Source organism: Aquabacter cavernae (assembly GCF_003993795.1).
In the GTDB taxonomy this organism is placed as follows: Bacteria; Pseudomonadota; Alphaproteobacteria; order Rhizobiales; family Xanthobacteraceae; genus Aquabacter; species Aquabacter cavernae.
Window position 1 is genome coordinate 84425 of sequence record NZ_RWKV01000004.1, and the last position, 13580, is coordinate 98004.

Annotated in this window: 13 protein-coding genes; 2 read left to right on the forward strand and 11 right to left on the reverse strand. The window is 67.3% G+C overall.

Annotated features, from left to right (window positions below; all coding sequences use genetic code 11):
- Nucleotide 1: 1 nt before the first annotated feature.
- The 9 genes from EJJ38_RS03580 to EJJ38_RS03620 all read right to left on the reverse strand — a co-directional run bounded on the left by EJJ38_RS03580 (nt 2) and on the right by EJJ38_RS03620 (nt 9979).
- Nucleotides 2–613: an NUDIX domain-containing protein gene (locus EJJ38_RS03580; RefSeq protein ID WP_127088748.1), complete on the reverse strand. Its 612-nt coding sequence runs from the start codon at nt 611–613 to the stop codon at nt 2–4.
- Complete coding sequence (locus EJJ38_RS03585; RefSeq protein ID WP_127088749.1) at nt 610–2241, reverse strand: ABC transporter ATP-binding protein; 1632 nt, start codon at nt 2239–2241, stop codon at nt 610–612. Before EJJ38_RS03585 ends, EJJ38_RS03580 begins: the two co-directional genes overlap by 4 nt.
- Nucleotides 2238–2690, reverse strand: coding sequence for a type II toxin-antitoxin system VapC family toxin (locus tag EJJ38_RS03590; RefSeq protein WP_127088750.1), 453 nt, complete (start codon nt 2688–2690; stop codon nt 2238–2240). The genes EJJ38_RS03585 and EJJ38_RS03590 overlap by 4 nt, the downstream gene beginning before the upstream one ends.
- 3 nt (nt 2691–2693) lie before the next feature.
- Nucleotides 2694–2960: a hypothetical protein gene (locus EJJ38_RS03595; RefSeq protein WP_127088751.1), complete on the reverse strand. Its 267-nt coding sequence runs from the start codon at nt 2958–2960 to the stop codon at nt 2694–2696.
- Nucleotides 2961–2990: 30 nt separating this feature from the next.
- Nucleotides 2991–4142, reverse strand: coding sequence for an ABC transporter permease (locus EJJ38_RS03600; protein WP_127088752.1), 1152 nt, complete (start codon nt 4140–4142; stop codon nt 2991–2993).
- A gap of 3 nt (nt 4143–4145) precedes the next feature.
- Nucleotides 4146–5255, reverse strand: coding sequence for a microcin C ABC transporter permease YejB (locus EJJ38_RS03605; RefSeq protein ID WP_127088753.1), 1110 nt, complete (start codon nt 5253–5255; stop codon nt 4146–4148).
- Between the two features lie 29 nt (nt 5256–5284).
- Complete coding sequence (locus EJJ38_RS03610; RefSeq protein ID WP_127088754.1) at nt 5285–7195, reverse strand: extracellular solute-binding protein; 1911 nt, start codon at nt 7193–7195, stop codon at nt 5285–5287.
- Complete coding sequence (locus EJJ38_RS03615; RefSeq protein WP_127088755.1) at nt 7192–9081, reverse strand: extracellular solute-binding protein; 1890 nt, start codon at nt 9079–9081, stop codon at nt 7192–7194. Before EJJ38_RS03615 ends, EJJ38_RS03610 begins: the two co-directional genes overlap by 4 nt.
- Nucleotides 9082–9298: 217 nt before the next feature.
- The gene (locus EJJ38_RS03620) at nt 9299–9979 is read right to left on the reverse strand and encodes a c-type cytochrome (protein WP_127088756.1); all 681 of its coding nucleotides are present in this window, start codon (nt 9977–9979) and stop codon (nt 9299–9301) included.
- A 244-nt stretch (nt 9980–10223) separates the two neighbouring features.
- Between EJJ38_RS03620 and EJJ38_RS03625 the strand changes: the two genes are divergently transcribed.
- A complete protein-coding gene (locus EJJ38_RS03625; protein WP_127088757.1) occupies nt 10224–11072 on the forward strand; it encodes a prephenate dehydratase in 849 nt (282 codons plus the stop codon).
- A 39-nt stretch (nt 11073–11111) separates the two neighbouring features.
- Here the strand turns inward: EJJ38_RS03625 and EJJ38_RS03630 are convergent, their stop codons facing one another.
- The gene (locus EJJ38_RS03630) at nt 11112–11636 is read right to left on the reverse strand and encodes a hypothetical protein (RefSeq protein ID WP_127088758.1); all 525 of its coding nucleotides are present in this window, start codon (nt 11634–11636) and stop codon (nt 11112–11114) included.
- Between the two features lie 199 nt (nt 11637–11835).
- Between EJJ38_RS03630 and EJJ38_RS03635 the strand changes: the two genes are divergently transcribed.
- Nucleotides 11836–12573 (forward strand): RluA family pseudouridine synthase, encoded by a 738-nt coding sequence (locus EJJ38_RS03635; protein ID WP_127088759.1) that lies wholly within the window; start codon nt 11836–11838, stop codon nt 12571–12573.
- Here EJJ38_RS03635 and EJJ38_RS03640 read toward each other — a convergent pair.
- Nucleotides 12563–13480 (reverse strand): DMT family transporter, encoded by a 918-nt coding sequence (locus EJJ38_RS03640; protein WP_205666095.1) that lies wholly within the window; start codon nt 13478–13480, stop codon nt 12563–12565. The genes EJJ38_RS03635 and EJJ38_RS03640 overlap by 11 nt on opposite strands.
- Nucleotides 13481–13580 lie beyond the last annotated feature (100 nt).

Consider the following 13580-nt stretch of genomic DNA (forward strand, 5'->3'; position numbering starts at 1 on the left):
CTCAGAGCCCGAGCGTGGCGCGATTGAGCGCCAGCCATTGCAGGGCCATGACCAGATAGCCGTTATAGCAGCGCCCCTCCTCCAGCAGGCGGAAGGCGTCGTCCAGGGGCAAGGCGAAGGGGTGGGTCACCTCGTTCTCGTCGGCAAGGCCCGCCCGCTCCGGCAGCAGGGTGGACTCCACGTCCGCCAGATAGAGCGTCCCATATTCGTCGAGCACGCCGGGCGACGGCATCACATCGAACATGCGCCGCATGCGCAGCGGCGTCAGGCCGGTCTCCTCCGCGCATTCGCGGCGGGCGGCGGCCTCGATGTCCTCGCCCGCCTCCACCCGCCCGGCGGGCAGCTCGATCATGTCGCCCCGCCCGGTGGCAAAATGGGCGGAGAGACGGAACTGGCGGATGAGCACCACGCAGCCTGCGGCCGGATCGACGCACAGGATGCCCACCACCGGCCCCATGCGCACCACATCGCGCTTCAGCACGCTCTGCCCACCGCCGGGATGGGACAGGTGGATCTCATAGGTTTCATAGCCGAGGAAAGCATCCGCCAGCACCTTGGGCGCGCCCAGCACCACATCGGCGGGCGCATCGCCCTTCGGGCCGTCAGAACTCACTGGGAGACGACGCCCGCATGGGCGGTGTCCAGGTTGAAGGCGGCGGCGAACAGGGCCTTGGTGTAGTCCTCGCGCGGCCGCTCGAACACGTCGCGCGCCGGCCCCTCCTCCACCACCTTGCCGTGGCGCATCACCAGGATGCGGCTCGCCAAAGCGGAAACCACCCGCAGGTCGTGGGAGATGAACATGTAGGTGAGGTTGCGCTTCTTCTGGAGCGCGCGCAGCAGGTCCACGATCTGCGCCTGGACCAGCATGTCCAGCGCGCTGGTGGGCTCGTCCAGCACCACGAAGGACGGCTCCAGCGCCATGGCGCGGGCGATGGAGATGCGCTGGCGCTGCCCACCCGAGAATTCGTGCGGATAGCGGTGGCGGCTTTCGGGATCGAGGCCCACATCGGTGAGCGCCGCAATCACCCGCGCCTCCAGGTCCTGGGGCGACAGGCCCTTCTGGTGGACGGCGAGGCCCTCCCCCACGATGTCTTCCACCGACATGCGGGGCGACAGCGCGCCATAGGGGTCCTGGAACACCACCTGCATGTCCCGCCGCAGGGGCCGCATGCCGGCGGACTTCAGCCCGTCGATGCGCTGCCCGAGGAACAGGATGGGCCCCTTGCTGGAGATGAGCCGCAGCAAAGCAAGGCCCAGCGTGGTCTTGCCGGAGCCGGATTCGCCCACCACGCCCAGCGTCTCGCCCTGGTGGATGGAGACGCTGACCCCGTCCACCGCCTTCACATGGCCGATGGTGCGCCGCATGATGCCGCGCTTGATGGGGAAATGGACCTTCAAATCTTCCGCCGCCACCATGACCGGCGCATCGGGAGAGGCGGGGGCGGGATCGGGCTTGGGCTCGGCCCGCAGCAGGGCCTGGGTATAAGGGTGCTGGGGCGCCCGGAAGGTGGCCTCCGCTTCCCCCTGCTCCACGATCCGCCCCTTCTGCATCACGCACACCCGGTCGGCGATCTTGCGCACGATGCCCAGGTCATGGGTGATGAACAGCATGGCCATGCCGAGCCGCGCCTGAAGCTGCTTCAGCAGCTTGAGGATCTGCGCCTGCACGGTCACGTCGAGGGCTGTGGTGGGCTCGTCGGCGATGAGCAGGTCCGGCTCGTTGGCGAGCGCCATGGCGATCATGACGCGCTGGCGCTGGCCGCCGGACAATTGGTGCGGATAGGCCGACAGGCGGCTTTCCGGATCGGGAATGCCCACTTCGTGCAGCAATTCCACGATGCGCGCCTGCACCGCCCGTCCGGTGATGGACGTGTGCAGCAGAAGCATCTCGCCGATCTGCTTCTCGATGGTGTGGAGCGGGTTCAGGGAACTCATGGGTTCCTGGAACACCATGGTCACGTCATTGCCCCGCACCGCGCGCAGATCGGGCTCGGGAAGCTGGAGCAGGTCGCGCCCCTTGAACAGGATGCGCCCCGAGGGGTGGCTCGCGCTGGGATAGGGCAGCAGCTTGAGCACGGACAGGGCCGTGACCGACTTGCCGGAGCCGGATTCGCCCACCAGCGCCACCGTCTCGCCCGGCTTCACGTCGAACGAGACCTTGTCCACCGCCAGCGCCTCGCCCCCCTCCCGGCGGAAGGCGACGGAGAGGTCCTGGACGGAAAGGAGGGGAGTGACGGTCATGACAGCAACCCGATGAATGCAGGGAGGTCCGCGCCGATCGGGTCCCAGACCGGCAAGCGTGTGTGGCGGGACAAACGCTTGTCGCCGCTGATGATATGCGTGCAGCCGGAAAGCTCGGCGGTCGCGAGATGGATCGCGTCGGGAAGCTTCAATCCCTGGCCGCCCTCCGCACGAATGCGTGCCGCCTGCAGCAGGACGTCCCGGGAAACCGGCACGGTGAAGAACTGCGCATCCCCGGTGCCGGACAGCAGATTGCTGAAGGCCGCGATCAGCGGAAGGTCTGCATTGCGAAGCGGGACGACGAGAAGCTCAGCCAAGGACAACTCGCTGGACACGCATTTCAGTCCTTGGCGTGATGCGCCCTGGATGATGTCCGCAAAGGCATGTGCTTCCCGGTCCGATTTCTCCACCGCCTGGATCAGGGCATTGGCATCGAAATAAAGCTGCACGGATCACGCATCCCACTCGTCACGCAGAGAGCGAATGCGCTGTACCGCTTCTTCGGCCGTCGTCCCGCGCTCACCCACAAGCGCGCGGGCTTCCGTGAGCGTCATCGGCTTCGGATTGCGAAGAATCTCATCGACTTGTTGCTTAAAGAGGTCGGCGGACATCGCATCATCCTCAAGCGTAACGGTCACCTTCGCCCCCGCGGGAAATCCCTCCCGCAGGTCATCAGGCAGCTTTTCCACCGGGTAATGCTCGCGGACGACCTTGTTCATGGCGCGCTCTCCATCCGCAATCCTATCACATCACGCGAAGGTCTTGCGGGGGTCGAAGGCGTCGCGGACGGCCTCGCCGATGAAGATGAGCAGGCTCAGCATGAGCGCCACGGTGAAGAAGCCGGTGAGGCCGAGCCAGGGCGCCTGCACATTGGCCTTGCCCTGCGCCAGAAGCTCGCCCAGCGACGGCGAGCCCGGCGGCAGGCCGAAGCCGAGGAAGTCGAGCGCGGTGAGCGTCATCACCGACGAGGACAGGATGAAGGGCAGGAAGGTGAGCGTCGCCACCATGGCGTTGGGCAGAAGGTGGCGCATCATGATGGTGAAGTCGCCCACCCCCAGCGCGCGGGCCGCCTGCACATATTCGAAGTTCCGCGCCCGCAGGAATTCCGCACGCACCAGCCCCACCAGCGACACCCATGAGAACAATAGCAGGATGCCCAGCAGCACCCAGAAGCCGGGCACCAGCACCGAGGAAATGATCAGCAGCAGATAGAGCGCGGGGATGGAACTCCAGATCTCGATGAAACGCTGGAACAGGAGATCCACCCAGCCGCCGAAATAGCCCTGCACGGCACCCGCCGCCACGCCCACCACCGAGGAGACGAGGGTCAGGGCGAGCCCGAACAGGACCGAGATGCGGAAGCCGTAGATGAGGCGCGCCAGCACGTCGCGGCCCTGGTCGTCGGTTCCCAGCCAATTGTATTCCAGTGCCGAGCAGCCGCTCAGGCCCTTGCGCTCCGCCACCGCCTTGCACTGGGCCTCGGTGAGCATCCAGGTGGGCGGCGAGGGGGCGGGGGTCGGCAGGTCGAGATTGTGGGTGGAATAGGAGAAGCGCACCGGCGGCCAGATCATCCAGCCGCCCTTCTCCGCGATCAGCTTCTGGAGATACGGGTCGCGATAATCCGCCGTGGTCTCGAAATCGCCGCCGAACGTGGTCTCCGGATAGTCCCGGAAGACGGGCATGTAATAGCCCCCGTCATATTCCACGAGGACCGGCCGGTCGTTCGCCAGGAATTCGGCGAACAGGCTCAGCACGAACAGCACCATGAAAATGACGAAGGACCACCAGCCCCGGCGGCTGCCGCGGAAATTGCGCAGGCGTCGCCGATTGAGCGGCGACAGCCAGGCCTTGTGGGGCGCGGGGGTGGCGGGGATGGCCTGCGGGCTCGCAACGGTGTCCACGGCTCAGACCTCCCGCGTCTCGAAGTCGATGCGCGGATCGACCATCATATAGGTGAGATCGGAGAGAAGGCCGACGATCAGGCCCGCCAGGGAGAAGATGTAGAGCGTGCCGAACACCACCGGATAGTCACGGTTGAGCACGCTCTCGAAGCCCAGCAGTCCCAGCCCGTCCAGGGAGAAGATGGTCTCGATCAGCAGCGAGCCGGTGAAGAAGGCGGAGATGAAGGCGCCGGGAAAGCCGGCGATGACGATGAGCATGGCGTTCCGGAACACATGGCCGTAGAGCACCTTGCGCTCGCTCAGGCCCTTCATGCGGGCCGTGGTCACATATTGCTTTCGGATCTCTTCCAGGAACGAGTTCTTGGTGAGCAGGGTCATGGTGGCGAAGGCGCCCAGCACCATGGAGGTGAGCGGCAGCACCAGATGCCAGCCATAGTCCAGGATCCGCTCCGGCCAGGACATCTGCGCCCAATTGTCGGAGGTGAGACCGCGCAAGGGGAACCAGTCCAGGAAGGAGCCGCCCGCGAACAGGATGATGAGCAGGATGGCGAACAGGAAGGAGGGCACCGCATAGCCCACGATGATGACCGCCGAGGTCCACATGTCGAACCGCGTCCCGTCCCGCATGGCCTTGGCGATGCCCAGCGGAATGGAGATGAGATAGGTCAGCAGCGTCATCCAGAGCCCGAGCGAGATGGAGACCGGCAGCTTCTCGGCGATCAGGTCGAGAACGCCGATATCCCGGAAATAGGACCGGCCGAAATCGAAGCGCGCATAGTTCCAGATCATCTGGAAGAAGCGCTCATGGGCCGGCTTGTCGAAGCCGAACTGCTTCTCCAGCTCCTTGATGAATTTCGGGTCGAGCCCCTGGGCGCCGCGATATTTGGAGGCCGAGGCGTCCATGCCGCCGCCGGGCGCCATGGCCCCGCCCGCAAAATCGCCGCCCTGGCCCGAGACGCGGGCGGTAGCGGACACGTCGTCGCCGGTCAGTTGCGCGATGACGCGCTCCACGGGGCCGCCGGGCGCGAACTGAATCACCACGAAGGAAACCAGCATGATGCCGAGGATGGTCGGTATCATGAGGGCGATGCGACGGAGGATATAAGCGAGCATCGGGTCTCCAGGTTCGGGCGTCGGCGGGGTCAGCCGCCCTTTGCCGGCGCGCTCGCGCCGGACGGCCGCGTCCACCACGTATCGAGCACGCCAATGGCGTATTTTGGCAAGGTGGGGGGCCGCTCGTACACATCCCAATAGGCGACCCAATGGGACGGCTTATACCATTGGGGGATCCAGTAGCGGCCCGAGCGGAGCACCCGGTCGAGGGCGCGGCAGGCCGTCACCAGTTCCGCGCGGGTCTGCGCCGCCAGCGCCACGGCGATCAGCCCGTCCACGGCGGGGTCGGAAATGCCGGACAGATTGTTCGACCCCTTCATGCGGGCCGCCTCGCTGCCGAAAAAGGCGCGCAGCTCCTCGCCGGGATTGAGCGAGACCGAATAGCGCCGCACCACCACGTCGAAGTCGAAATCCTTCAGGCGGGACTGATACTGGGCCGGATCCACCATGCGGAACGAGCCCTCGATGCCCAGCACCTTCAGATTGGCGATGAGCCGCGACGTGTGGCGCTCGAAGGAGCCGTCATCGTCCAGGAACTCGATGGTGAGCGGCTGGCCCTTCGGGTCCAGCAGCCGCCCCTGGTTCACCTGATAGCCCGCCTCCTTCAGCAGCGCAGCGGCGCGGCGCAGCATGGCGCGGTCCTGGCCGGAGCCGTCGCCCACCGGGGGCACGTAGGGCGCGCCGAATACGTCGGCCGGCAGGCGGTCGCGATAGGGCGCCAGCAGCGCCTCCTCAGCCGCATCGGGCAGCCCGGAGGCCATGAGGTCGGAATTCTGGAAGAACGAGACGGTGCGGTCATATTGGCCGTACATCAGGTTCTTGTTGGTCCATTCGAAGTCGAAGGCGAGGGAGAGCGCCTCGCGCACCCTGCGGTCCGCGAATTTCGGGCGGCGGGTGTTGAAGAACCAGCCCTGCGCGCCGGACGGCGTATGGTCCGGCAGCACGTCCCGCTTCACCCGGCCATCGGCGACGGCGGGGAAATCATACTGGGTGGCCCAGACACGGGAGGTGAATTCCTGCCGGAACAGATAGGCCCGCGCCTTGAAGGCCTCGAAGCCCACGTCGCGGTCGCGGAAATATTCGTAGCGCACGGTGTCGAAGTTGAACCGCCCGCGATTGACCGGCAGGTCCGCGCCCCAATAGTCGCGCACGCGGTCATGCTCGATGAAGCGCCCGCTCTCGAACCGGCCGATCTTGTACGGCCCGGAGCCGAGCGGGGGATCCAGCGTCGTCTCCTCGAAGGGGCGCGTGGCGTAATAGGCCTTCGAGAAGATGGGCAGGCCCGCCACATAGAGCGGCACGTCGCGGGGGCGGGTGGGCGTGAAGCGGGCCACCAGCGTGTCCGGCGCCTCGGCCTCGGCCCCGATGAATTCCTGCAGCGCCTGCCGGATCAAGGGATGGCCCGACGCTTTCAGCGTGGTGAGGGAGAAGGCCACATCCTCGGCGGTGAGCGGCGTGCCGTCATGGAAGCGGGCTTCCGGCCGCAGGCGGAAGCGATAAAGCTGCCCGCCCTCCTCAATGGTGACGGAGCGCGCCACGAGGCCATAGAGCGAATCCGGCTCATCCGCCGCGCCCGTCATGAGGCTATCGAAATTGAGCGCCAGCCCCTGCGCCGCGTCGCCGCGCAGGATGTAGCCGTTCAGCGAATTGAAGGTCTGGAAGGACTGATTATAGGCCGCCGTGGGGCCGATCAGCGAATAGGCGCCGCCCTTGGGCGCGGCCGGATTCACATAGTCGAAATGACGGAAGTCCGCCGGATATTTCAGCTCGCCGAAGGAGGACAGGCCGTGTCGCGGCGTCGCGGGCGATGCAGGCGCGGGCGCATCCTGGGCCGCGTCCGGTGCAGGGGCCTGTGCGAAGGCGCTCCGGGACAGCGCGGCCGCGCTCGCTGCAACCGCGAGGCGCAGCACGCTACGGCGGGCGAGCAGGCCCTGCGTCATTGGGGGGGCGCCCCGACCTTGGCGGCCTTGGCCGCGTCCCACCACCAGATGGTGGGGAATTCATAGCTGTATCTGGGCAGCGTCTCCGGGCGGCTGAAGCGGTCCCAGCGGGCCGTGCGGGTGTAGCGCAGGGTCCAGGCGGGCACCACATAGTCGTTCCACAGCAGCACCCGGTCGAGCGCCTGGGTGGAGGCCACCAGTTCCTCCCGCGAGCGGGCATAGATGACCTTGTCGATCAGCGCGTCCACCGCCGGATTGGCGATGCCCGCATAATTGCGCGAGCCCTCGCGCTTGGCGCTCTCCGAGCCCCAGGAATCGCGCTGCTCGTTGCCGGGGGAGAGAGACTGCCCCCAGGCGGCGATGATCATGTCGAAGTCGCGGGCCCGCACGCGGTTGATATATTGGGAGGAATCCACCATCCGCACCGACACGGCGATGCCCAGCCGCTCCAGGCCCGGCTTATAGAACAACGCCACACGCTCGAAGGGCGGGCTGTTGATGAGGATCTCAATGGTGAAGGGCTCGCCCTTCGCGTCCACCAATTGCTTGCCCTTCACCTGATAGCCCGCCTGCTTGAGCAGTTCGGAGGCGGCACGCAGATTGGCCCGGCGCCCATCCTCCGCCTTGTTCACCGGATTGGTGAACGGCTTGGTGAACACCTCCGGCGGCACCTTGTCCTTCACGGTGTTCAGGATCTCCAGCTCCATGCCCGTGGGCAGGCCGGACGAGGCCAGCTCGGTGCCCGAGAAGTAGCTGTTGATGCGGGTATATTGGTCGAAGAACAGGGTGTGGTTCATGCTCTCGAAATCGAGCGCATAATTGAGCGCGCGGCGCACCCGCTGGTCCTGGAACTTGGCCCGGCGCAAATTGGGAACGAAGGCCTGCATGACGCCGGAGGCCTTGTTCTCGAAGGTTTCGAGGATCACCCGGCCATCCGCCTTGGCGGGGAAGTCATAGGCGGTGGCCCAGTTCTTCGCCGAGGTTTCCACGCGGAAGTCGTACTGGTCGGCCTTGAACGCCTCCAGCTCCACCGTGTCGTCGCGGAAATATTCGTAGCGGATGTCGTCGAAATTGTTGGCGCCCACATTCACGGGCAGATCCTTGGCCCAATAATCCTTCACGCGCTCGTAGCTCACGCTCCGGCCGGGCACGAAGGACTTGATACGATAGGCGCCCGACCCGAGCGGCGGCTCCAGGGTGCCCTGGGTGATGTCGCGCGCCTTCCCGGCCCCGTCGGTGCCGGTCCACCAATGCTTGGGCAGCACCAGCATCTCGCCGACGATCTGCGGCAGCTCGCGGTTTCCGCCCTGGTCGAAGGTGAAGGTCACCTCCCGCTCGCCGGTCTTCTGCACGTCCTTCACATGGCGATAATAGAAGGCCTGGCCCGGGCTGTTCTTGGTGATGACATCGAACGACCAGACCACGTCCTCGGGCGTGATGGGCTTGCCGTCATGCCAGCGGGCATCGGCGCGCAGGCGATAGGTGACGGAGGAGAAATCCTCCGGATAGGACAGGCCCTCGGCGATCAGGCCATAGGCGGTTGCCACCTCGTCCCGCGACTGGGTGGTCAGCGTGTCATAGATGAGGCCGATGCCCGCCGAGACCGCGCCGCGCGGCACGATGGCGTTGAAGCTGTCGAAGGTGCCGGATTCCGCGAACCGCACCAGCCCGCCCTTGGGGGCGTTCGGATTCACATAGTCGAAATGCTTGAAGTCCGGCGGATATTTCGGCTGGCCCATGAGCGAGGTGGCGAACCGGAAGGGCGCGGACGCCGCCGGAGCGGCGGCGGGCGTCTCGGACGCGGCGGGCGCCTGCTGTGCCAGGGCCGGGGCGGTGCCGAGCACGAGGGCCAGGGCGAAGGCGAAGCGGCGGGCGGACAAACGCATCAACGGGCTCCGGATCGGCGCGACGGGACTAAAGCGCCATAGCCGATAATGACCCCTGACGCGACGGCAGAAAAAAGGCGCACGGCGGCGCGGCGCGCAAAATCAGGTGAGAAGCCCGCCGTCACCGTGGACAAGGGTCCAAACGAAAAGGGCCGGCCCCCAAGGACCGGCCCTCTCGCGATGGATCATCCCTTGTGCCGGACGAACCGGCGCCGCCTCATTTCGGGGCGGTGGACTGGCCGGCATCGCCCGTGGGCGGCGCGGCGGGGGCCGCAGGCGCGGGCGCGGCGTCTGCAGGCTTGGCGTCTGCGGGCTTGGAATCCGCAGGCTTGGCATCCGCAGGCGCAGCGGCGGGGGCGGCGGCAGCCGTGGGCAGCGGCTTGGGATTGTGGGAGAGGGAGTTCAGATAGGCGATCAGGTCCGCCCGCTCCGTCTCCTTGGGAATGCCGGCGAACGCCATGGCGGTGCCGGGAATGTCGGCCTTCGGATTGACGAGGAAGGCGTTGAGCTCCTGGGGCGTCCAGTTGCCGCCATGGGCCTTCATGGCCGCCGAATAGGCGAAGCCGGGGGCGCTCGCCACGGGGCGGTCCACCACGCCGTAAAGGTCGGGGCCGACCTTGGCGCCGGCGCCTTCCTGGAAGTTGTGGCAGGAGCCGCACCGCTTGGCGACATTGGCGCCCTTCTCGATGGACGCCTTGGCGAACAATTCCTCGATCGGCACGGCGGGCGCGGCCGTCGCCTGGGCTTCGCTCGGCCCATCGGGAACGACGATGTCGTAGCCGGGCTTGGCGGGGGCTTCGGGAGCGAACAGGATTTCCGAGAAGATGCCGAGGCCGAAGGTCAGCGTCAGCGTCCCGAGCACCGCTCCTGCGATCTTGTTTAATTCAAAACTATTCATCGGCGCTTCGCTCCTCGGAGCCCCACTTTTTCTATCCAGCACAGCGCGCAAATCGCGGCACCGCGCCATGCGCGGGCTAAACCTGCCGGACAGTAATCATGTTGCCCGAACGGGTGCAACCCGTCGGGGCCGCGCCCCAATGCCACGCATCGCAACGGCTTCGCGCGGTCCGGACCCCGACCGTATGGACATCGGCGCCGCGAGGGTGGATATGCGCGGCAGCAACAACAAGGACGTGAGGCCGATGAGCCGCCGCATCGTGTTTCAGGGCGAGCCGGGCGCCAATTCCCACATCGCCTGCCGCGAGACCTATCCGGACCATGAGGCGGTGCCCTGCGCCACCTTCGAGGATTGTTTCGCAGCGGTGGAGGGCGGCAGCGCCGACCTCGCCATGATCCCCATCGAGAATTCCGTCGCCGGGCGCGTGGCTGATATCCACCACCTGCTGCCCCGGGCGAGCCTGGCCATCATCGGCGAGTTCTTCCTGCCTTTGTCGCACCAGCTCATGGCCGTGAAGGACGCGAACCTCTCCACCATCAAGAGCGCCCAGAGCCATGTGATGGCGCTCGGCCAATGCCGGAAGGTGCTGCGCACGCTGGGCCTCACCCCGGTGATCGGCGCGGACACGGCGGGCTCGGCGCGGGAGATCGCGGAGGCCAGGGACGTGACCCGCGCGGCCATCGCCTCGCGGCTTGCCGCCGAACTCTACGGCCTCGACATCCTGGCCGAGAATATCGAGGACGAGAGCCACAACACCACGCGCTTCGTCATCCTCGCCCGGGAAGGCGAGTGGGCGCCGGCGGGCAACGGGCCGGTGGTGACCAGCTTCGTGTTCCGGGTGCGCAACGTTCCCGCCGCGCTCTACAAGGCGCTGGGCGGCTTCGCCACCAACGGCGTCAACATGACCAAGCTGGAATCCTACCAGATGGACGGCGCCTTCACGGCCACGCAATTCTATGCGGACGTGGACGGGCACCCCGACGACCGGGGCCTGAAATTCGCGCTGGAGGAACTGGCCTTCTTCTCCCGCGAACTACGCATCCTGGGCGTCTATCCCGCCCATCCCTATCGCCTGGGCCTCGTCCAGAGCTGAGGCAAGGCGGGGGCCGGTCCGAAGCCGGCCCCCGGATGCTCAGCGGCCGTCCTTCTTGGCCTGGGCCACCGCCACGAACTTGCGCACCCGGCCCGCTTCGCCGGAGCGGCTGCCGATGCGGTCGAGGCGGGTCTTCGGCTTGGCGTGCATGCCTTCATTGGCGTGCGGGCCCGCGCCGGGATGGTCGGCGGAGCCGGCCGCCGTCTTCAGGCCGAGCGCGCGGCGGGCGTTCAGGATCAGCGCCTCGCGGGCGTCCTCCGCCTCGCGGCGCGTCATCTCGCGGCGCGCGCGGGTGAGCGCGTCGGTGAGCACGGACGCCTTCTGGCGATTGCCGGAATCCGCCTTCTCGAACGTCACCTCGCCCCGGCCGCCCTTGCCGCGCAGCGCCCGGCGCTGGTTGTTGGCGATGGTCTGGGCGCGGTCGCGACGGTCGCGCAGATGGTGGATGAGCGCGTGCAGGTCCGCATGGCTCAGGGTGGCCAGGACGGGATGGCGCGCCTTCTCGACGAATTCCATCTCATCGGCGGTGAGCAGGCGCTGCTCGGTCTTTCTTGTATGGGCCATGGCCGGGTTCCGCTAAACTCTGAGAACGGTAGGATAGCGCTTGTGACATGTCGATTATGAAAATCGTGCGACGGTGCGCCCCGCCACGGCGCGGGCCGCCCCTCCCGGAAGCGCTGGACGCGGACGGCGCGCTGGGCCAAGGAAGCATCCGACACGCGCGTCTCCGCCGCTTTTTCCACGCCTTCGGCCCCCTTTTGTCATGACACCCTCCCACGCCATCGCCGACCGCATCCTCCACCGCGACGGGATGACGCTCGTGCTCGACAAGCCCGCGGGCCTGCCGGTCCATCCCGGCCCCAAGGGCGGGGTGACGCTGCACGATTTGCTGGATGAGTTGCGCTTCGGCCTGCCGCGCCGCCCGGAGCTGGCCCACCGGCTGGACAAGGACACGTCCGGCTGCCTGGTGCTGGGGCGCCACCCCAAGGCCATCGCCCAGCTCAATGCCCTGTTCGCGCAGGGGCGGGTGGACAAGACCTATCTGGCGGTCACGCGCGGCGCGCCGCCGGAGGAGACGGGGCGCATCGACCAGCCCTTGGCCAAGCGCTCGCCCCATCGCGGCTGGTGGATGCAGGCGGTGCCGAAGAACAGTCCCGGCGCCCTGGAGGCGGTGACGGACTGGCGCGTGCTGTATCGGGGCGAAGGGCTGGCGGTTCTCGCCCTCTCCCCGATAACGGGGCGCACCCACCAGTTGCGCGCCCATCTGGCGCATCTGGGAACGCCGATCCTGGGCGATTCCATCTATGGCGGCGCCTCGCGCCTGCCGGGCGGCCCGGTTCTGCATCTCCATTCGCGCCGCATCGTGCTGCCGGTGGCCAAGAACGGCCCGCCTCTGGCGGTCTCGGCCCCCCTCCCCGCCCATATCGGCGAGACGCTGGCCGCCCTCGGGGCCGATGCGGAAAGCCTCGGCACCCTGGCGGACCAAGCCTTCAGCGGGTGACCATCCAGATTCCGGCGGCGATGGGCACGATGCCCACGATATCCAGCAGGGGCACCGGCTCGCCCAGCAGCAGCCAGCCGAACAGCAGGCCCAGCGGCGGCATGAGGAAGTGCAGCGCCGTGGCCTCGGTGGCGCTGGAGCGGTTGAGGATGAAGTACCAGAGCGTGTAGCCGCCCACGGAAACCGCCACCACCAGATAGGCGAACGAGCCCAGGAACGCCGCCGAAAGATGGGCGGACGCGGGATTCTCCAGGAACAGCGCCACCGGCCCGAGCGCCAAGGCACCCGCCAGGCACTGGATGCCGCTGGCCTGGAACAGATCGGCGGAGGTTCCGAAGCGCTTATAGGTGAGCGTGCCCGCCGTGAGCGCCACCAGCGCCGCCAGCACCAGCAGCGTGCCGCTCAGCGCCTCATGCCCGCCCGCCAGGCGCGAGCGCAGCACGACGATGACGCCGAGGAAACCCAGCAGCAGCCCGATGGCTTTGCGCACCGTGAGCCGCTCGCCCAGGATCGGCCCCGCCACCAAGGCGGTGAGCAGCGGATTGGCCGAGATGATCACGGCGGTGAAGGCGGAGGAGACGGTGGCAAGGCCGCTGAAGCTCAGGCCCAGATAGAGCGCGTTGTTCAGCGTGCCGGCCAATGCCAGCGCCCCCCATTCGCGCAGTGACAGGCGCTTGAAGCGTCCGAGGACCAAGGTGACGGTCAGCAGGATGGCGCCGGCCATGAGGAACCGCGTGGCCAGCAGCGTCAAAGGCGGGCAATCGGCCACCGCCACCTTTCCCGCGGCGAAGGCGGAACTCCAGAGGATGCAGAACAGGGCGATGAGGCCCGGAGTCGCGTTGAGGCGCGGCGCGGCGGCGCGCGGAGCGTTCGGCACGGAAGCATCGGGCATCGAGGCGTCGGGCATGGAGGAGGCTCCTCCCCGAAGCCCTTTGGTCCCTGCGTAGGTCATTGCGCGTCTCCTTGGAAGTCCTGGCGCAGGGGAAGGAAAGCATGCCGCACTTGCA